This is a genomic window from Streptomyces sp. NPDC052016, assembly GCF_044548445.1.
Taxonomy (GTDB): domain Bacteria; phylum Actinomycetota; class Actinomycetes; order Streptomycetales; family Streptomycetaceae; genus Streptomyces.
Genome location: NZ_JBIUBX010000031.1, coordinates 1 through 18,697, shown reverse-complemented (window position 1 = coordinate 18,697; position 18,697 = coordinate 1). Strand labels below are relative to the sequence as shown.

Below are 18,697 nucleotides of genomic sequence, written 5' to 3'. Positions count from 1 at the left end.
GCCGCGGGGGCCGGTCCGTCCGAACGGACCGGCCCCCGCGGTGCGTTGCGCCCGGGGATCCGCCGGCCGCGGCGTTATCGTCCGAGGGTGACGAGTCTTCCCGGAGACAGAGACCACGACGGCTCCCCGACGGAGCCCCGCCCCCTGGTGTGCGCGCGCTGCGGCACCCCGGCAGGGGAATCACTGCCCGTCACCTGGACCTGTTCCGTGGAGAACGGCGTCCGGCGCCACTTCTGTGAGTCCTGCTCGCGGGAGAACCTCAGGGCGATCGAAGGGCGACTGGACTCGCCCTGGTGGTGAGCCGAGCCCCACCGAGCGCTCACGCCTCCGCCACCGACTCCTCCGCCTCCCGGTCCTCCTCCAGCCCCTCTTCCGGGACGAACCCCGGGAGCCACTCCTCCAGTTCCTCACGCAGCCGCACCGTCGCACCCAACTGGCAGAGCACACCGATGGTGCTGAGCGTCACCCGGTGGATCAGCAGGTACGCCGGGGGCAGGTTCAGTTGCTTGCCGAGCTGGTGGGCGGGGGAGCGGGGGTCGGCGATCCTGGCTGCCTGACTGCGTATCCAGTCCCGGGTGAAGGTGAACGCGTCGACCCGGGCCGGCTCGATGATCGGCAGGAGGTAGTCGAGGACGGCGTCCGGGTCCAGTTCGATGGACTCCTTGACGAAGCCCTCCGCGCACAGGAGTGCGTAGACCGCGTCCGCCTCGCCGTCGAGCGTCATCCGCAGGGACTCGCCGATCGGTTCGGGCAGGCCGCCCGGAAGCCTGTCGACCGTGCCGAAGTCGAGGACGCCCAGGCGCCAGTCGTCCTCGCCCTCGGGGCCGCCGGGCAGCAGACGGAAGTTGCCGGGGTGCGGATCGGCGTGCAGCAAACCGGTGCGGGCCGGGCCGGAGAAGAGGAAACGGGACAGCAACTGGCCGGCGCGGTCCCGCTGTTCCCGGGTGCCGCCGGAGATCACCTCGGAGAGGGGCACGCCGTCGATCCACTCCGTGACCAGCACCTGGTCGCACTGGTGGACCACCGCCGGGATGACGACGTCGGGGTCGTCGGCGAACTCATCCGCGTGTGCCTGCTGGGCCTGTGCCTCCAGCCCGTAGTCCAGCTCCTCGGAGACGCGGTCCCTGAGCTCGTTGATCAGGGGCTTGACGTCCATACCGGGGACGAGGGGGCCCAACAGGCGAGCAAACCGGCTGAGTTGCGTGAGGTCGGACAGCAGGGCCTCACCCGCCCCGGGATACTGGACCTTGACCGCGACCTCCCGTCCGTCGTGCCACACCCCCCGGTGCACCTGGCCGATGGAGGCCGCCGCGGCCGGCTTGTCGTCGAACTCGAGGAAGAGCTCAGGCCAGTCCTCGCCGAGCCGCTCCGCGAGCACGGAGTGCACCGTGAGGGTCGGCATGGGCGGGGCCGCGTCCTGGAGTTTGGTGAGCGCCGCGCGGTAGGGGCCGGCGATCTCCTCGGGCAGGGCGGATTCGAAGACGGACATGGCCTGCCCGAACTTCATCGCACCCCCCTTCAACTCGCCAAGGACCTTGAAGAGTTGCTCCGCCGTGCGTTGCTGCAGTTCACGGCCGACGATCTCCGCGGACTCGCCCACGATCCGCTTGCCCAGCCCCCAGGTCGCCCGTCCGGCGAAGCCGAGCGGGAGCGCGGCGAGCTTGGCGGTCCGAGTGACCGCCTTCCGGGGAAGATCAGACATGCGCCCTCCAAGTCCCAGCCCGCCGCGCCGCGTCTGACGTACGGCGTAACTCCTTCGAATGCCGTTGCTCCGCCATTGTCTCGTGCGACTCCGGGTCTTCGGAGGTGTGTTCTCCCTTACCTTTCTCCGCGGCTCCGCACGGGCACGCGGTATGCGGCCACACCGGTCGCGCATGCCACTGGAGGGCGGGGAGCGAGATTTCCCAGCGGGCCCCGGCCGAGGACGGGAGCCGGCCGTCGAGGAAGGCGAGCGCATGGGCGGCCGCCAGTCCGGCGACCGTCGTGGCCAGCGCCAGATCGCAGGCCGGCACCGGGCGGCGTCTCCCGGAGTGCCACTGGGCGACCAGTCGCGGCCAGGTCGGATCGCGGTCGGCGCGCGCCCGGTGCAGACAGCCGGCGCAGCCCGTCTCACCCGGCAGGACCAGCGGGCCGACCACGCCGGTCGCCTCCACGACTCCCGCGTACAGATGCGGGGTGCCCGAGGAGATCAAGGGTTCGGCGGTCGCGGGAGCGGGCGCGTGCACGGACACGTCGTCCCGCGGGGCGAGGATCACCAGGGAGAAGACAGGGGGCTCCGTCCCGGCCGGTGACCGGGTGCTGCTGCGGGGCGGGCGCCCCGGGGCCGCCCGGCGCACCGCGCGGCGGGCGGACTCGTCCCGGCGCTCACCGACGGCCTCGCCGGGCAACCCGCCCGGTGCGACGTCCCCGGGTCCCACCCGGCCGCCGTCACGAACGTCCACCTCGCCGACCCCGGCGCCCGCCAACACGGAGGCCAGTACCGCGCCGACCCGGCCCGCGCCCCTCACCTGCACCCGCAGCCGGCGCCGGGCCGCCAGGAGTCCGAGCGCCTCGCCCGGCTCCGACGCGGTCAGCGACAGTGATGCGAGGTCGGGGCGCAGCCGGTCCAGGACCCCTTTCCTCTCCCGCAGGGAGTCGGCGTCAGGTCCGCCCCCGCACGCGTCGTCGAGCAGCCCCGCCCGCGTCAGCCGCTCCACCAGCCGGTCGACATGACCGTCGGGCAGGTCCATGCGGCGCCCCTCCTCCCGCAGGAGCGCGAGCCCGCGGGTGCCGTCCAGCAAGTCCAGGAAACCGCCCGTCGCCGTGTCCACCGGGCCCAGCGTCATCGCGTGCGTCGGCGTCATCCCGAACTGCACGGTGTTCAGGTCGCGCCAGCCCCGCCGCAGCGCGGGCTTCACCATCGGATGCATCGAAGACCCCGTCCTCCTGGAAACTCCCCGTACGCCGGCGGAGCGGGGGCGTGGGGTCACCCCGCTCCGCCGACGAGTGCCAGCATGCCGGGCCCCGCCGGAGCGTGCGGAAAGTTGTCCACAGGCGGGGCAATTCGTCGTACAAATCCGTCGTGCGAGGCAGGCGCGGGGCGGGGGATCGGAACCGAACCGTCCCGGGGTCGGGACTTCCGCCGTGTGCAGCGGGTAACGTCTTGGCGTGCCCGCCGACCCACCGCACCGTCCCGGAACGCCGCAGCGCAGCACGACGAGCCAGCCGCCGAGCGGCTCGCGGGCGAGCGCGATCGAGGTCCGCAGGAGCGCCCGCCGGCGCCGGACGGTCTCCGCGTACCGCGAGGGCGATCGCACCGTCGTCCTCATCCCGGCCCGGATGTCCGAGGCCGAGGAGCAGCGCTGGGTGAACGTCATGCTCGACAAGCTGGCCGCCCAGGAGAGTCGGCGTGTCCCCGGCGACTCCGGACTGGCCGAGCGCGCCGAGCGGCTGTCCGCCCAGTACTTCGGCGGCCGCGCCCGCCCCGTCTCGGTCCGCTGGGTCACCAACCAGAACACGCGCTGGGGCTCGTGCACCCCCGCCGAGGGCAGCATCCGTCTGTCGCACCGGCTGAAAGGCATGCCCGAGTACGTCATCGACTACGTGCTTCTCCACGAGCTGGCGCACCTGCTCGTGCCCGGCCACGGCCCCGACTTCTGGCGGCTGCTGGAGGCCTACCCGCGCACCGAGCGGGCCCGCGGCTACCTCGAGGGCGTGGTCGCCGCCGAGCGCCTGCCGCATCCGCCCGGCACGCGCGGCGAGTAAGGCGGCGCGCGCGGCGAGTGACGGTGCCGGGCGTCCCGCGCGCGGGACGCCCGGCACCGTCCTGCACGGGTTGTGTACCGGGTCTGTACCGACATCGTCCGGTGTCGGAGTTTGCCGTTAGCCTGGCGCGACGCACTCACACTCGGGATGGGGGACGGTCGTTACGCATGCCCAGGGAATTCCAACGCGGCCACAAGGCCAGGATCAGTGACCTCACGGCGGGCACGGATCTGTACGTAGGCGTGCAGATCTCCGCCCCCGGCCTGACCTTCGACATCAGCTGCTTCGGCCTCGACGCCGACGAACGGCTCTCGGACGACCGTTACTTCGTCTTCTTCAACCAGCCGAAGTCGCCCGAGGAGTCCATCCAGCTCCTGGGCGCCCAGGCCGGTGACACGGAGTCCTTCCGCGTCACCCTGGACCGGATCCCGCCGCAGATCCAGAAGCTGTCCTTCACGGCGACCATCGACGGCGCCGGCCAGATGTCGCAGATCAACCCGGGATACATCCGCATCGTCGCGGGCGGCGAGGAGGTGGCCCGGTACGCGTTCGACGGCTCGGAGTTCTCCACCGAACGTGCCGTCATGCTGGGCGACTTCTACCTGAAGGACGTGTGGCGCTTCGCGGCCGTCGGACAGGGCTTCGACGGCGGTCTGGACGCGCTGCTGAAGAACTTCGGCGGCGAGGTCGCCGAGGAAGAGGCGCCCGCCGCCCCGCAGCAGCCGCAGACCGGTGCCGCGCCGGGCTTCGCCCCGCCGGCCCAGGCCGCCGCCCCGCCCGCGTTCGGCGTCCCCTCCTCCCCGGCTCCCGTGCCGGCCCCGGCCCCCGCGCCGGCCCCGGCCCCCGCGCCCGCCCCGCAGCCCGCGGCGCAGGGCTTCGCCCCGCCGGCCGCGACGCCCTCGGCGGACACGCCGCCCCCGGTCCAGCCGGTGCACACCGCGCCCACCATCGTCGCGCCCGTGACCCCGCCCGGCGGCGTCCAGGTCCCGCCCCCGGCCCCGGCCCCCGCGCCCTACGGCCAGCCCCAGCCGCCGTACAACCAGCCGCCCCAGCAGCAGCCGTACGGCCAGGCCGCCGCGCCGACCGCGCCGCTGCCGCCCGGCTACACCCAGCCCCAGGCGCCCCAGGCCCCGCCCGGCTACGGGCAGCACACCCCGCCGCCGGGCTACGGCCAGCAGCCCCCGTTCGGACAGGCGCCGGCCCAGCAGGCGTACGGTGTGCCGCAGGGCGCGCCCCAGGGCGGCGCCGGTGTGGCCGCCGCGCTGCAGCAGTTCAAGGAGACGCCCACCGGGCAGCGCTGGACGCAGCAGAACCGGAAGATGGTCCGCGTCGACCTCGGCGTCGGTGGCCAGCCCGTGCTCGCCCGCCAGGGCAGCATGGTGCTCTACCAGGGCAAGGTCGACTTCAGCTACAAGGGCGCCGGGTTCGCCGGCCGGATCGTGGGCAACGCGACCGGCCAGGAGATGCAGCTGATGCGCTGCACCGGCCAGGGCCAGGTGTTCCTCGCCGAGGACTCCACCATGCTGCACCCCATCGAGCTCCAGGGCGACGGCATCTGCGTCTCCGCCGAGAACGTCCTCGCCTTCGACGAGGGCCTCCAGTACGAGGTCCGCCGCATCGAGGGGCACGGCATCCCCGGCGGCGCGCTGTTCACCATGCAGTTCACGGGCACCGGCACGATCGTCGTGAAGACCCACGGCACGCCCGTCGTCCTGCCGGTCACGCCCACCACCTTCGCCGACTGCAACGCCGTCGTGGCCTGGTCGGCGGCCTCGCAGGTGGTCGTCTCCAGCCAGGTGCGGATGCGCCGCAACGCCTACCCGGGCGACACCGGTGAGAGCGTCAACCTCCAGTTCCGGGGCGCGCCCGGCAACTTCATCGTCGTCCAGCCGTACGAGGTCTGAGGGAGCCCGTCATGAACCAGCCGCTCGCGGGCTACGCCCCCGCACCCGTCACCGCCCGCATGGAGAACCACGGCAACCACATGCTGAAGGTCGCCCTGCAGACCGGGAACGACCTCTTCGCGCGCGTGGGCTCGATGGTCGCCTACGAGGGTTTCATCCAGTACGAGCCCAACCCGCCCGCCGTGCGCCAGGTCGCCCGCGACTGGATGACCGGCGAGGGCGCCCCGCTGATGAAGTGCTCCGGCGACGGCCTGCTCTACCTCGCCGACTACGGCGCCAACGTCGTCGTGATCAACCTCAACGGCGACGGCATCTCCGTCAACGCCACCAACCTGCTCGCGTTCGACGCGCACCTCACCTGGGGTGTGGAGCGGGTCAAGGGGCTGGCCAAGTTCGCCGGGCAGGGCCTGTGGAACACCAAGATCTCCGGGCAGGGCTGGGTCGCGCTGACCTCCCGGGGCAAGCCGATCGTCGTCGACTGCGGCGGCGGCGAGAACGAGACGTACGTCGACCCCGATGCGCTCGTCGCCTGGTCCCCGAACCTCAAGGTGAAGGGCAAGCGCAGTTTCAGGGCGCAGTCGCTCATCGGCCGGGGCAGCGGCGAGGCCTACCAGATGGCCTTCTCCGGCGAGGGCATCGTCGTCGTCCAGCCCAGCGAGGACAGCACCGACCGCCTCCGGATCCGGGGCTGAGGGGGAGCCAGAGTCACCATGCAGAGTCCGCTTTTCGCCTACAACGACCAGCAGACCCAGGAGCGGTGGAGCCTGCAGAACAAGCAGATGCTCCGCGTCACCCTGGAGGGTCACGACGACATCCTCGCCCGCAAGGGCACGATGGTCGCCTACCAGGGCCTCGTCGAGTTCGACGCCGAGTTCCAGAGCAACGGCCAGTCACGCGCGCGGGCGCGCACCGGCGAGGGCCTGGACCTGATGCGCTGTCATGGGCAGGGGACGGTCTTCCTCGCCAACCTGGCCCAGCACATCCACCTGGTGGACGTGGACCAGGACGGCCTGACCGTCGACAGCAGCTACGTGCTGGCGATGGACTCCTCGCTGCACCACGAGGTCATCGCCGTCGACAGCCTCTACGGCATCTCCGGCTCCGGGAAGTACCAGCTCAACATCACCGGCCGCGGCCGGGTCGCCCTGATGACCTCGGGCGCCCCGCTGATGCTCCAGGTCACGCCCGACAAGTACGTCAACTGCGACGCCGACGCCATTGTCGCCTGGTCCACGGGGCTGCGGGTGCAGATGCAGGCCCAGACCCACTCCTCCGGGGTGTGGCGGCGCCGCGGCAACACCGGTGAGGGCTGGGAGCTCAGCTTCATGGGCACCGGCTTCGCCCTCGTCCAGCCGAGCGAACTGCTCCCGCCGCAGAACGCCCAGATCGGCTCCGGCCTCGCCGCCCAGTACGGCATGGGACAGCAGGGGGCGCGCGGGCAGAACCAGGGCAACGTCTGGAGCTGAGCCCTCCCGCACCGTCCGGAAAACAGACGTAAGGGGCGGCCGCCAGGCGGCCGCCCCTTACACGTTCGCGTTCACAGCCGGGTGCGGGTCGCTTCCAGCAGGCGTACGACCGACTCGTCCGCGACGTCCGCGACCTCGGCGTAGGGGAACCAGCGCAGGTCGAGGGATTCGTCGCTGATCGTCTGGACGGCGTCGGCCGGAGCCACGGCCGCGTACTGGACGTCGAGATGCCAGTGGCACGGGGCGGGGATCGGGTGGCGGTCCAGCCGGACCGGGCCGCCGGGCAACAGCGTCAGGCCCCCGATGCCGGACTCCTCCGTGGCCTCGCGCAGGGCGGCCGCCTGCAGGGAGATGTCCTGCGGCTCGCAGTGGCCGCCCATCTGCAGCCACATCCGCAGCTTTCTGTGCAGGGTCAGCAGCACCCGCCCCCGGTCGGGGTCGATCACCAGGGCGCTCGCGGTGAGGTGTCCGGCCCGGCAGGCCTTCCACATCCCGTCCGGGTGCGCCTCCAGATGCTCCAGATAGGCCTGGCGCAGCTCTTCCTGGCCCTCGTACCCCTTCAGGACGAGGACCGCGTCGTCGTGCAGGCTCACTCGGTGCCGTCGTCCTCGTCCTGCTCGTCCTTCTTCTTCAGGTCCGGCTTCTCGCCGGCCCCGCCGCTCGCCGCCTCGCCGAGCATCTTGTCCCACTCGGAGAAGTCCATCTGCTCGCGGTGCACGAAGCCGTCCGGGTCGTCCAGGTCGGCGGCCGTCGGCAGCATGTCCGGGTGGGCCCACAGGGCGTCCCGGCCGTCGACACCGCGCGCGTCCGTCAGCGACGCCCACAGACGGGAGGCGTCGCGCAGACGGCGGGGGCGCAGCTCCAGACCGATCAGCGTGGCGAAGGTCTGCTCCGCCGGGCCGCCCGAGGCGCGGCGGCGCCGCAGGGTCTCGCGCAGCGCGTCCGCGGACGACAGGCGCGGCTTCGCCGCCGCGTGCACCACCGCGTCCACCCAGCCCTCGACGAGGGCCAGCGCCGTCTCCAGACGGGCCAGGGCGGCCTTCTGCTCGGGGGTGTCCTCCGGCTGGAACATGCCCTGCTGCAGGGCGTCCTGCAGCTGCTCGGGGTTCTGCGGGTCGAACTGGCCGACCACGTCCTCCAGCTTCGCGGTGTCGACCTTGATCCCGCGCGCGTAGCCGTCGACCGCGCCGAACAGGTGCGAGCGCAGCCACGGCACGTGCGCGAAGAGACGCTGGTGGGCGGCCTCGCGCAGGGCGAGGTAGAGCCGCACCTCGTCCTTGGGCACGCCGAGGTCCTTGCCGAACGTCTCGATGTTCACCGGCAGCAGCGCGGCCTTGCCGGCCGGGCCCAGCGGCAGGCCGATGTCGGTGGAGCCGACGACCTCGCCCGCGAGCACGCCGACGGCCTGCCCGATCTGCGAGCCGAACATCGCGCCGCCCATCGAGCGCATCATGCCGATCAGCGGGCCGGCCATGGCCTGCATCTCCTCCGGCAGGACGTCGCCCATGGCCGCGCCGACGCGCTCGGCGACCGGGTCGACCAGTTCCTTCCAGGCGGGCAGGGTCGCCTCGACCCACTCCGCGCGGGACCAGGCCACGGCCGAGCCGGCACCGGACGGCAGGGACGTCGCGTCGTCCAGCCACAGGTCGGCCAGGCGGACGGCCTCCTGCACCGCGGTGCGCTCGGCGGGGCCGACGCTGGCGTCCTTCACGCCGTCGGAGGTGCCCTGGGAGACGGTCTGGCGGGCGATCTGTTTGGCCATGTCCCAGTTCACCGGGCCGCCCTCGTAGGAGAGCATCTGACCCAGCTGCTGGAACGCGGCGCCCAGGTCGGTGGGGTTCAGCGAGCCGAACATGGCAGCGAGCGGATTGTCCGCGCCGGGGCCGCCGAAGCCTCCGGCGCCGGGAAGCCCGAAACCGAACGGGTTGGCCGGTCCCTGACCACCGCCGCCCTGCGGGTCCTTCTTCTTGCCCTCGTCGCCGTCCTCCGGCTCCTCCGGCGGAAGGCCGAATCCGAATGGGGTGTCACTCACGGGGTTCCTCGGCTGGTAAGGCCACCGGCTCTGGTCCGGCGGCGCGGCTGCCCTGCAACACCACCCAGCGTAGACACCCCGGCTCGATCGGGCCTCGGTGCTTCGCCGACTCTCGGCCTGCGGCAGGATGGATGCCACCTGGTACGTACGCGTCATCGCGCTCGTATGGAAAACAACCGCTGGAGACACCTGGTGAGTTCCCCAGATCCGCAGGTTCGCGCAGCGCGAAACCACTCAACCCCGGCCGGTCGGCGCGGGCCCGTCGTGGCCGTCACCGGCGCCGCGACCGGGGTGGGCGCGCTGCTCACCGAGCGCCTCGCCGCGTCGGACGAGATCAAGCAGGTCGTCGCCATCGACGAGCGGCGGGGGGAGTGCGACGCGGCACAGTGGCACATCCTCGACGTGCGCGACCCGGCGATCGCTGAAAAGCTGCGGGGCGCGGACGTGGTCGTCCACCTCGCGCTCGATCTCGACCTGGGGAGTGACAGCGCCGCCCGGACGGCGTACAACGTGCGCGGCACGCAGACGGTGCTGACCGCCGCCGCGGCGGCCGGGGTGCACCGCGTGGTGCTGTGCACCTCCGCGATGGTCTACGGCGCGCTGCCCGACAACGAGCTGCCGCTGTCGGAGGACGCGGAGCTCAAGGCGACGGCCGAGGCGACCGGGGTCGGCGACCTGCTGGAGATCGAGCGGCTGGCGCGGCGCGCGCCGCGGGCGCATCCGGGGCTGAACGTCACCGTGGTGCGGCCGGCGGTGCTGGTGGGCGGCACGGACACGGCGCTGACCCGGTACTTCGAGTCGCCCCGGCTGCTCGTCGTCGCCGGGTCCCGGCCCGCCTGGCAGTTCTGCCACGTCGAGGACCTGTGCGGTGCCCTGGAGTACGCGGTCCTGGAGAAGGTCGACGGGGAGCTGGCCGTCGGATGCGACGGATGGCTGGAGCAGGAGGAGGTGGAGGAGCTCAGCGGGATCCGGCGGATGGAGCTGCCGTCGGCGGTCGCGCTGGGCGCCGCGGCCCGCCTGCACCGGATCGGGCTCACCCCGTCCCCGGCGGGCGACCTGGCGTACACGATGTATCCGTGGGTGGTGAGCGGGAGCCGGCTGCACGATGCCGGGTGGCGGCCGCGGTGGACCAACGAGGAGGTGCTCGCGGAGCTGCTGGAGGAGGTGTCCGGGCGGCACACGGTGGCCGGACGGCGCCTGGGCCGGAAGGACGCGACGGCCGCGGGCGCCGCGGGGGCGACGGTGGCGCTGCTCGGCGCGGCCGCCGTCGTGCGGAGGGCTCGCAAGGCGCGGCGTCGGTAGGTCCCTGTAGGAGACTCCAAGCGGGTACGCGCGCGTGCCGGTCGATCACGCTATTCCCCCGTGTCGCCGGCGTGCGGCACGATGAAGGCATGGCACCCAGCGACGCACACCCCGGCGAGCAGACGGCACAGGACCCCATCAAGCTGATCGCGATCCGTGACACGGCGCTCTCCGTGGACGAGGTGTTCACGGCCGTGGGGGACGACGCGGCCGGCGGGACGGCGCTGTTCGTGGGCACCGTGCGCAACCACGACGGCGGTGCCGACGTCGACGCGCTCGGGTACTCCTGCCACCCCAGCGCCGAGGCCGAGATGCGGCGGATCGCGGAGAAGGTGGTCGCCGAGTACCCGGTGCGGGCGCTCGCGGCCGTGCACCGGGTGGGGGACCTGAGGGTCGGCGACCTCGCCGTCGTCGTCGCCGTGTCGTGCCCGCACCGCGGCGAGGCCTTCGAGGCCTGCCGGAAGCTGATCGACGACCTCAAGCACGAGGTGCCCATCTGGAAACACCAGACGTTCTCCGACGGGACGGAGGAATGGGTGGGCGCCTGCTGAGTCGGGGGCCCGTGCCCCGACGGCCTGCGGTTGCGTAACCGGACCCCTGCCGTGAGCGTTGTCAGTGCGGATGGTTAATCTGCTGATCAGTCAGTTGCGGTCGCTCACGTGGGGTCGGGAGGTCGGCATGGCGGCGCTCGCCTGGTTGTTGATTCCGCTGGTGGCTGCGATCGGCGCCGGACTGTGGGGCAGCTGGGCCAACCGGACCCGCAGGACCCGCGGCGACGGCCCCGAGCTGGACGGTTACGCCAGATTCCGCGAGGCCATGGAGAAGCCCCACTCCCGCACCTGAGGTGCATGCCCCGGGCGGTGGCCCTGACGGTGCGCTGACAGAAGCGTCCCGTACTGTCGAGGCATGCCACGCCGCACCGCGACGATGCTCGCCTCCACCCTGATGCTGATCGCGCTCCTGTGCGCGGGAGTACTCATCCGCGTGCCGTACGCGGAGATGTCCCCAGGGCCGACGGTGAACACCCTCGGTGAGCACGACGGCGAGCCGGTGCTGCAGATCTCCGGCCGGAAGACCTACGAGGCGACCGGCCACCTCAACATGACCACCGTGCGGGTCACCAGCGCCGACTACCGGATGAACCTGGTCGAGGCGGTCTACGGGTGGCTCGCGCACGACAACAAGGTCGTGCCGCACGACACGCTGTACCCGGACGGCAAGACCGAGGAGGAGTCCACCCAGGAGAACGCCGAGGAGTTCAGCCAGTCACAGGAGAGCGCCAAGGTCGCCGCCCTGAGGGAGCTGGACATCCCGGTGCAGTCCTGGGTGATCGTCTCCACCGTGGTGAAGGGCTCGCCCGCCGAGGGCAGGCTGCACGCCGGTGACGTGATCAAGGCCGTGGACGGTACCGCGGTGAAGGAACCGGGGGACGTCGCCGAGCTGGTGACCGAGCACGAGCCCGGCGAGAAGGTCGTCTTCACGATCGTGCCGGCGAAGGAGCAGGCCGCCGCGGAGAAGAAGAACAGGCCGGCGACCAGGACCCAGAAGGTCACGATCACCACGGCGGCCTCCGAGGACAGCGGCGAGAAGCGCGCGATCGTCGGGATCTCCGCGGGGACCGACCACACGTTCCCCTTCTCCATCGACATCAAGCTCGCCGACGTGGGCGGCCCGAGCGCCGGTCTGATGTTCGCTCTGGGGATCTACGACAAACTCACCCCGGGCAGCCTGACCGGCGGGAAGTTCGTCGCGGGCACCGGGACGATCGACGACGACGGCAAGGTCGGCCCGATCGGCGGCATCGAGATGAAGACCGTCGGCGCACGCGACAAGGGCGCCCGGTACTTCCTCACGCCCGCCGACAACTGCGCGGCCGCCGCCAAGGACACCCCGAGCGGGCTCACCCTCGTCAAGGTGGACACCATCGAGGACGCCCTCGGAGCCCTGAAGGACATCCGCAGCGGCGACACCGCCGGCCTGCCGAAGTGCACCACGGGGTAGCCCGACCCGCGGACGCGTGGCCGCCTCGCCGAAGGCCGCCTTCTCGTAGGCCTACGTCTCGAAGGCCCTCTACTCCTCGAAGGTCGCCGACAGGGCCTCGGCCAGGCCCGGGACCAGTTCGGCACCCGTGAGGACCTCCGTAGGGGCGTCCTTCTCACGCAGCCGCAGGGCCGACTCGCGGCGGCCGTCACGCAGCACCGCGACCGTCATCCGGACCTCCTGCCGGTCGGGGTGGTCCGCGACCCACTTGGTCAGCTCGGCCTCGCTCAGCCCTTGCGGAACCTGGGCCTCCGCGGACGGGGGCAGCATCAGGCGTTCCACGGTCAGGGCGCAGCCGGTCACCGCGTCGGGCCAGGCGATCGTGGCCAGGAACTCGTCGAGCGGCTTGTCCGTTGGCACTTCGTCCTGCTCGATCGGGGTGAGCCCGGAGGTCTCGGACTCGTCCTCCAGACCGAGCTGGGCGGCGAGCGAGGGTTCCTGAACCCGCAGCTGTGCGGTGTCGACGAGGGCGAAGAGGCGGGCGGGCTGGTCCCAGCCGAGGCCGGAGGCGTACTCGTCGATCTCGAGTACGGCCCGGGTGAGCGGGTTCGCTGCCATGGGAGTGTTGGACATGGTCACAATCCTGCCTCGTTCCTGACCGGAATCGGGAACCGAGTAAAGGGTGAGTAAGTTGCATAGGTGTGGGCCCGCGATCACGGGGGGCCACCCACGGTCCACGAACACGCGGGCCTGACCGACTCAACATCGACTTTCGAGGTGCGCACCTTGGCTTTCCAGATGCCGGACCGCGGCGGAGGCCCGACGGGGCCACGGATCAGAGTGGGCCGTCCGTCCCGGCGCGTCCGGACCCTGCTCATGACACTGGGCGTCCTTGCCGTGCTCGGCATGGCGTTCACCATGTTCGCCGGGTTCTGGACGGACTGGCTCTGGTACCGGTCGGTGAACTACTCGTCGGTGTTCACCACGACCCTGTGGACCAAGATCGGGCTGTTCTTCGTCTTCGGTCTGCTGATGGCCCTCGCGGTCGGCTTCAACATCTGGCTGGCCCACCGGCTGCGCCCCCCGCTGAGCGCCATGTCGATGGAGCAGCAGAGCCTCGACCGCTACCGGATGGGCATCGCGCCGTACAAGAAGTGGCTGCTGTTCGGGATCACCGCCCTGGTGGGGCTGATCGCCGGCGCCTCGGCGTCGGGCCAGTGGCGGACCTGGCTGATGTGGGTCAACGGCGTGCCCTTCGGGCAGAAGGACCCGCAGTTCCACCTAGACGTCTCGTTCTACGCCTTCGACCTGCCCTGGTACCGGTTCCTGCTCGGCTTCGGCTTCGCCGCCACGATCCTTTCCCTGATCGCCGCCGCGCTCACCCACTACCTGTACGGCGGGCTGCGCGTCACCAGCCCCGGCGCGCGCGCCACGGCCGCGGCCACCGGGCACCTGTCGGTGCTGCTGGGCATCTTCGTCGCGCTGAAGGCGGTCGCGTACTGGCTCGACCGGTACGGCCTGGCGGTGAAGTCCAGCGACTTCAAGGCGACCGACAACTGGACAGGTCTGCGGTACGTCGACGCCAACGCCTACCTGCCGGCCAAGACGATCCTGTTCTGCATCGCCGTCATCTGCGCCCTGCTCTTCTTCGCCACCCTGTGGCGGCGCACCTGGCAGCTCCCGGTGATCGGCTTCGGCCTGATGGTGCTCTCCGCGATCCTGATCGGCGGTCTCTACCCGGCGATCGTCCAGAAGTTCCAGGTCCAGCCGAACGAGCAGGCCAAGGAAGCGCCGTACGTCGAGAAGAACCTCAAGGCGACGCGTGAGGCCTACGGCATCGAGGACGCCCAGGTCAGCGAGTACTCGGGCGTGAGCAAGACCGAGGACAAGACGACGCTGCGCGACGACGTCGGCGCCACGGCCAGCATCCGCGTCCTCGACCCGAACATCGTGTCGCCGACGTTCCAGCAGCTCCAGCAGATGCGGAAGTACTACGCCTTCCCGGACAACCTGGACGTGGACCGTTACAACGTGGACGGCGCCGACCAGGACACGGTCATCGGCCTGCGCGAGCTCAACCTCGCGGGCGTGGACAAGCAGAACTGGATCAACAACCACTTCCGTTACACCCACGGCTACGGCGTGGTCGCCGCCAAGGGCACCACCGCCGACTCCGAGGGCCGGCCGGCGTTCACCGAGTCGAACCTGCCGTCCCAGGGTGTCCTCGGGCAGTACCAGCAGCGGATCTACTACGGCGAGAAGACGACCACGTACTCGATCGTCGGCGGTCCCCAGAAGGAGATCGACTACTCCGACGACGAGGGGGAGAAGACCACCAGCTACACCGGCAAGAGCGGGGTCAACCTCTCCAACCCGGTCAACCGCGCCGCCTACGCGGTGGCGTTCGGCGAGCCGCAGATCCTCTACTCCGGTGCGATCGGCGAGGGTTCGAGGGTCCTGTACAACCGCACGCCGAAGGAGCGCGTCGAGGCGGTCGCCCCGTGGCTGACCATCGACGGTGACGCCTACCCGGCGGTCGTGAACAAGAAGATCCTCTGGGTCGTCGACGCGTACACGACCACCAACGGTTACCCGTACGCCTCGCGCACGACCCTCGGCGACACGACCGCCGACTCGCTGACCGCCACCAACAACAACCGTGCGGTGGTGGCCCAGCAGAACCAGGTCAACTACATCCGCAACTCGGTGAAGGCGACCGTCGACGCGTACACCGGCGAGGTCAAGCTCTACCAGTGGGACACCAAGGACCCGGTCCTGAAGACCTGGATGAAGGCGTTCCCGGGCACGGTGGAGAAGAAGTCGGAGATCTCCGCCGACCTCATGGCGCATCTCCGCTACCCGCAGGACCTGTTCAAGGTCCAGCGCGAACTGCTCACCCGCTACCACGTGAAGGACGCCACGACGTTCCTCAGTGGCAGCGAGGTCTGGCAGGTGCCGGACGACCCGACCAACCGGTCGGGTGACGCGGTGCCGCCGTACTACCTGAGCATGAAGATGCCGGACCAGCAGGCGCAGTCGTTCTCGCTGACGACGACGTTCACGCCCAACGGGCGGGACAACCTCAGCGCGTTCATGGCGGTCGACTCCGAGGCGGGCACCCCCGACTACGGCAAGATCAGAGTCCTGAAACTGCCGACGAGCACGACCGTCGACGGACCCAAGCAGGTCCAGAGCCAGTTCAACTCCGAGCAGGACATCGCCGAGTCCATCAGGCTGCTGAGAGGCGGCGACTCCGAGGTCGAGTACGGCAACCTGCTGACGGTGCCGCTCGACGGAGGACTGCTCTACGTGGAGCCGGTCTACGTACGCGGTGGTGGACTCAAGTACCCGCTGCTGCGCAAGGTGTTGGTGACCTACGGAGGCAACACCGCCTTCGAGGACACCCTCGACGAGGCCCTCAACAAGGTCTTCGGGACGGAGGGCACGGCCCCGACGCCACCGCCGTCCGACGACGGCGACACCACGACCCCGCCGCCGACGTCGTCCAACCCGACGGTCCAGGAAGCGCTCAAGGACGCCCAGGAGGCCTTCACCGCCGGCCAGGAGGCCTTGAAGAAGCCCGACTGGGAGGCGTACGCCAAGGCGCAGGAGGAACTCGAGGCCGCGCTGAAGCGGGCCGCCGAGGCGCAGGCCGCGGCGGACCGCAGTGGCAGCGGAGGCAGCGGCGGCAACAAGGCCACCAGCAGCCCGAGTCCGGGCGCGAGCCCGGGTGCGGCCACCAAACCGAGCAGCAGCCCCGCCCCGGGCAGAAGTCCCAGCCCCACCGCCAGCCCCAGTGGCTGATCGAGACGGCTGATCAAGCCCCCTCCGCGCCGTGGTACGGTTGTCGAACACGGCGCGGGGTGGAGCAGCTCGGTAGCTCGCTGGGCTCATAACCCAGAGGTCGCAGGTTCAAATCCTGTCCCCGCTACTGAAAACGAAGGCCCGGATCCTGAATGGGATCCGGGCCTTCGTGGTGTGCGAACGCATGTGCCCGGAGTCGGGATCGCCGCGCCGCCTCGGGGAGTTGGGGGAACTGTGTTTGACTTGTCTCTCTGTGGGCATGTCGACAAAACGCTGAAGTGACCTCACGGGCTGCGGTATACGAGGTGTACCCGGGTTGCAGGTGGTGCGACGATGGACGTTATGGGGGACAAGGCAACTCTGTTCGAGACAGGGCGGTTTGTGCAGCCTTCCAGTGAGGAAGCGACCTCGGCCGAGACTCTTGAAGAGAGCCGGGAAGTGAACCGGGACGACACCCGGGACGAGACGGGGGAAGCGGTCGAGGAGGCCCGCCGACGGCTCGCCGCCGAAGCCGGCGACGTCGAGGCGATGAGCGTCCTCGGCGCCATGCTGCTGCGTCGTGGCGATCTGGACGGAGCCGAGCCCCATCTGCGGTCCGCCACCGCGGCCGGTGACCGGGCCGCCGCCAACAACCTGGGTGTCCTCCTCCACCAGCGCGGTTACGCCGACGAGGCCGCCGGATGGTGGCGGGTCGCCGCCGTCGCCGGCTCCGCGGCCGCCGCGCACGCGCTGGGCCGGCACCACCGGGAGCGCGGGGACGAGCCGGCCGCCGAGTACTGGCTGCGCCAGTCCGCCGAGCAGGGCCACGTGCTCGGCGCGTACGCCCTCGCCGACCTGCTGGAGCACCGCGGGGACGGCGGGGCCGAGCGGTGGATGCGGGCCGCGGCCGAGCGGGGCCACCGGGAGGCGGCGTACCGGCTGGCGCGCGCCCTCGACCGGCGGGAGACGCAGGACTCCGGCGCCGACAACGGTGTCGGCGCGGCGGCGGAAGCCGAGCAGTGGTACCGGCAGGCTGCCGCTCGGGGCCACCGGCGGGCCGCGCTGCACCTCGGGACGATTCTGGAGAAGCGCGGCGACCTCAAGGAGGCCGGGCGCTGGTATCTGACGTCCGCCAAGGACGGCGAGCCGCGGGCCGCCTGCGCGCTGGGCTTCCTGCTGCGCGACGCCGGCGACACGGAGAACGCCGCCGTGTGGTGGCTGCGGGCGGCGCAGGACGGCGACGGCAACGCGGCGAACGCGCTGGGCGCGCTGTACGCCGAGCGGGGCCAGACCCAGACCGCCGAGCGCTGGTACCGGGCCGCGATGGACGCCGGTGACGACAACGGCGCCTACAACCTCGGGCTGCTCTGCGCCGAGCAGGGCCGCGTTACGCAGGCCGAGCAGTGGTACCGGCGCGCCGCCTACGCCGGGCACCGGGAGGCCGCCAACGCGCTCGCCGTCCTGCTGCTCCAGGGCGGGGACACGGCCGGCGCCGAACCGTGGTTCTCCAAGGCCGCGGAGGCGGGCAGCGTCGACGCCGCGTTCAACCTGGGCATCCTCTTCGCCGGACGGGGCGAGGACGCCGTGGCGCTGCGCTGGTACGAGCGGGCGGCGGCGGCCGGGCACGCCGAGGCCGCGCTGCAGGTCGGGATGGCGCGGCTGCGCGAGGGGGACGAACGGGAAGCGGAACGGCATCTGCGGTGCGCCGCCGGCGGGGGGAGCGCGGAGGCGGCGTACCGGCTGGCGACCGTGCTCGACGCGCGGCGACCGCCGGCGCCCGCGCACGAGCTCGGTGAACCGACGCACGAGAAGACCGAGTGCGAGGAGTGGTACGAGCGGGCGGCCTCCCAGGGGCACCGGCGGGCGCAGGTGCGGGTGGGCATGCTGGCCGCCGCGCGGGGCGATGTGGTGGAGGCGGCGCGGTGGTACCGGGAGGCCGCGGAGGCCGGGTCGCGCAACGGCGCCTTCAATCTGGGTCTGCTGCTGGCCCGCGAGGGGAGTGAGCCGGAGGCCGCCGTGTGGTGGACGCGGGCGGCCGACGCCGGGCACGGCCGGGCGGCGCTGCGGCTCGCCCTGGTCTACGCGCGTCGCGGTGAGCTCGCGGAGGGGCAGCGGTGGGCGGACCGGGCCGTGTCGCTGGGGCCCGGTGAGGTGGCGGAGCGGGCGGCGCGGCTGCGGGACGCGTTGCGGGAGGAGCTCTCGGCGTGACGCTGCGGGCTGCGGGGGTGGTGCGGGCGGATGTGGCCGCCGCGGGCTGCGGGGGTGGTGCGGGCGGATGTGGCCGCCGCGGGCGGGGGGCGCTCACCGGCGCCGGCCGGGTGCCGCTGCGCCACCCGTGCCGCCCCCAGCGGCACGACTGCCCGCAGCTAGGTGCGCTCGCCTGCGCCCCCGGCTAGATGAATGAGTCCGATGTTTGCGCTGGCCGCGACCATGGCGAAGGGCGCCCGTTGGCCTGGTTGTGACTCCTTGCCTGGACGCCCTTCTGG

Annotated in this window: 16 protein-coding genes and 1 tRNA gene; 12 read left to right on the top strand and 5 right to left on the bottom strand. The window is 71.7% G+C overall.

All coding sequences use genetic code 11. The features are described 5' to 3' along the window. Positions 1 to 87 precede the first annotated feature (87 nt). Complete coding sequence (locus tag ACIHAR_RS32585) at positions 88 to 300, top strand: hypothetical protein (protein WP_365470745.1); 213 nt, start codon at positions 88 to 90, stop codon at positions 298 to 300. A gap of 19 nt (positions 301 to 319) precedes the next feature. Here ACIHAR_RS32585 and ACIHAR_RS32580 read toward each other — a convergent pair whose 3' ends face one another. Then, positions 320 to 1,702 carry an ABC1 kinase family protein gene (locus ACIHAR_RS32580; RefSeq protein ID WP_400022925.1) on the bottom strand — a complete coding sequence of 461 codons (1,383 nt, stop codon included), beginning with the start codon at positions 1,700 to 1,702 and terminating at the stop codon, positions 320 to 322. After that, complete coding sequence (locus tag ACIHAR_RS32575) at positions 1,695 to 2,909, bottom strand: TOMM precursor leader peptide-binding protein (RefSeq protein WP_400022924.1); 1,215 nt, start codon at positions 2,907 to 2,909, stop codon at positions 1,695 to 1,697. The genes ACIHAR_RS32580 and ACIHAR_RS32575 overlap by 8 nt, the downstream gene beginning before the upstream one ends. A 238-nt stretch (positions 2,910 to 3,147) precedes the next feature. On the opposite strand from ACIHAR_RS32575, the gene ACIHAR_RS32570 reads away from it, so the two are divergent. The 4 genes from ACIHAR_RS32570 to ACIHAR_RS32555 all read left to right on the top strand — a co-directional run bounded on the left by ACIHAR_RS32570 (position 3,148) and on the right by ACIHAR_RS32555 (position 7,114). After that, positions 3,148 to 3,744, top strand: coding sequence for a M48 family metallopeptidase (locus ACIHAR_RS32570; RefSeq protein WP_365470753.1), 597 nt, complete (start codon positions 3,148 to 3,150; stop codon positions 3,742 to 3,744). A gap of 167 nt (positions 3,745 to 3,911) precedes the next feature. Further along, positions 3,912 to 5,648 carry a TerD family protein gene (locus tag ACIHAR_RS32565; protein WP_400022923.1) on the top strand — a complete coding sequence of 579 codons (1,737 nt, stop codon included), beginning with the start codon at positions 3,912 to 3,914 and terminating at the stop codon, positions 5,646 to 5,648. A gap of 11 nt (positions 5,649 to 5,659) precedes the next feature. Further along, a complete protein-coding gene (locus ACIHAR_RS32560; RefSeq protein WP_365466131.1) occupies positions 5,660 to 6,340 on the top strand; it encodes an AIM24 family protein in 681 nt (226 codons plus the stop codon). Between the two features lie 18 nt (positions 6,341 to 6,358). Next, positions 6,359 to 7,114: an AIM24 family protein gene (locus tag ACIHAR_RS32555; protein ID WP_400022922.1), complete on the top strand. Its 756-nt coding sequence runs from the start codon at positions 6,359 to 6,361 to the stop codon at positions 7,112 to 7,114. Between the two features lie 71 nt (positions 7,115 to 7,185). Here the strand turns inward: ACIHAR_RS32555 and ACIHAR_RS32550 are convergent, their stop codons facing one another. Further along, the gene (locus ACIHAR_RS32550; protein ID WP_365466135.1) at positions 7,186 to 7,707 is read right to left on the bottom strand and encodes an NUDIX hydrolase; all 522 of its coding nucleotides are present in this window, start codon (positions 7,705 to 7,707) and stop codon (positions 7,186 to 7,188) included. Beyond that, positions 7,704 to 9,146, bottom strand: coding sequence for a zinc-dependent metalloprotease (locus ACIHAR_RS32545; protein ID WP_400022921.1), 1,443 nt, complete (start codon positions 9,144 to 9,146; stop codon positions 7,704 to 7,706). The genes ACIHAR_RS32550 and ACIHAR_RS32545 overlap by 4 nt, the downstream gene beginning before the upstream one ends. Before the next feature lie 192 nt (positions 9,147 to 9,338). Between ACIHAR_RS32545 and ACIHAR_RS32540 the strand changes: the two genes are divergently transcribed. The 4 genes from ACIHAR_RS32540 (at position 9,339) to ACIHAR_RS32525 (ending at position 12,449) form a co-directional block, all read left to right on the top strand. Further along, positions 9,339 to 10,448 (top strand): SDR family oxidoreductase, encoded by a 1,110-nt coding sequence (locus tag ACIHAR_RS32540; protein ID WP_365466139.1) that lies wholly within the window; start codon positions 9,339 to 9,341, stop codon positions 10,446 to 10,448. An 89-nt stretch (positions 10,449 to 10,537) separates the two neighbouring features. Then, positions 10,538 to 10,999 (top strand): molybdenum cofactor biosynthesis protein MoaE, encoded by a 462-nt coding sequence (locus ACIHAR_RS32535; RefSeq protein WP_384660546.1) that lies wholly within the window; start codon positions 10,538 to 10,540, stop codon positions 10,997 to 10,999. 70 nt (positions 11,000 to 11,069) lie between these two features. Then, entirely contained in the window at positions 11,070 to 11,291 is a 222-nt protein-coding gene (locus ACIHAR_RS32530; RefSeq protein WP_365466274.1) for a hypothetical protein, read from the top strand. Positions 11,292 to 11,354: 63 nt separating this feature from the next. Further along, entirely contained in the window at positions 11,355 to 12,449 is a 1,095-nt protein-coding gene (locus ACIHAR_RS32525) for a PDZ domain-containing protein (RefSeq protein WP_400022920.1), read from the top strand. A gap of 69 nt (positions 12,450 to 12,518) precedes the next feature. Here ACIHAR_RS32525 and ACIHAR_RS32520 read toward each other — a convergent pair whose 3' ends face one another. After that, complete coding sequence (locus ACIHAR_RS32520; RefSeq protein WP_365466145.1) at positions 12,519 to 13,061, bottom strand: PPA1309 family protein; 543 nt, start codon at positions 13,059 to 13,061, stop codon at positions 12,519 to 12,521. A 165-nt stretch (positions 13,062 to 13,226) separates the two neighbouring features. On the opposite strand from ACIHAR_RS32520, the gene ACIHAR_RS32515 reads away from it, so the two are divergent. From ACIHAR_RS32515 to ACIHAR_RS32505, 3 genes are all read left to right on the top strand, one after another. Next, complete coding sequence (locus tag ACIHAR_RS32515; RefSeq protein WP_365466264.1) at positions 13,227 to 16,232, top strand: UPF0182 family protein; 3,006 nt, start codon at positions 13,227 to 13,229, stop codon at positions 16,230 to 16,232. Positions 16,233 to 16,285: 53 nt separating this feature from the next. Continuing rightward, positions 16,286 to 16,359: transfer RNA gene (locus ACIHAR_RS32510), tRNA-Met, on the top strand. A 206-nt stretch (positions 16,360 to 16,565) separates the two neighbouring features. Beyond that, complete coding sequence (locus ACIHAR_RS32505) at positions 16,566 to 18,419, top strand: tetratricopeptide repeat protein (RefSeq protein WP_365466147.1); 1,854 nt, start codon at positions 16,566 to 16,568, stop codon at positions 18,417 to 18,419. Positions 18,420 to 18,697: the final 278 nt, after the last annotated feature.

Excerpts from the sequence above, each read along its gene's own strand:
- ACIHAR_RS32560 (WP_365466131.1), top strand. The coding sequence starts at position 5,660 with ATGAACCAGCCGCTCGCGGGCTACGCCCCCGCACCCGTCACCGCCCGC.
- ACIHAR_RS32575 (WP_400022924.1), bottom strand. The coding sequence starts at position 2,909 with ATGCATCCGATGGTGAAGCCCGCGCTGCGGCGGGGCTGGCGCGACCTG.
- ACIHAR_RS32535 (WP_384660546.1), top strand. The coding sequence starts at position 10,538 with ATGGCACCCAGCGACGCACACCCCGGCGAGCAGACGGCACAGGACCCC.
- ACIHAR_RS32555 (WP_400022922.1), top strand. The coding sequence starts at position 6,359 with ATGCAGAGTCCGCTTTTCGCCTACAACGACCAGCAGACCCAGGAGCGG.
- ACIHAR_RS32530 (WP_365466274.1), top strand. The coding sequence starts at position 11,070 with ATGGTTAATCTGCTGATCAGTCAGTTGCGGTCGCTCACGTGGGGTCGG.
- ACIHAR_RS32505 (WP_365466147.1), top strand. The coding sequence starts at position 16,566 with ATGGACGTTATGGGGGACAAGGCAACTCTGTTCGAGACAGGGCGGTTT.
- ACIHAR_RS32525 (WP_400022920.1), top strand. The coding sequence starts at position 11,355 with ATGCCACGCCGCACCGCGACGATGCTCGCCTCCACCCTGATGCTGATC.
- ACIHAR_RS32515 (WP_365466264.1), top strand. The coding sequence starts at position 13,227 with ATGCCGGACCGCGGCGGAGGCCCGACGGGGCCACGGATCAGAGTGGGC.
- ACIHAR_RS32580 (WP_400022925.1), bottom strand. The coding sequence starts at position 1,702 with ATGTCTGATCTTCCCCGGAAGGCGGTCACTCGGACCGCCAAGCTCGCC.
- ACIHAR_RS32520 (WP_365466145.1), bottom strand. The coding sequence starts at position 13,061 with ATGTCCAACACTCCCATGGCAGCGAACCCGCTCACCCGGGCCGTACTC.
- ACIHAR_RS32565 (WP_400022923.1), top strand. The coding sequence starts at position 3,912 with ATGCCCAGGGAATTCCAACGCGGCCACAAGGCCAGGATCAGTGACCTC.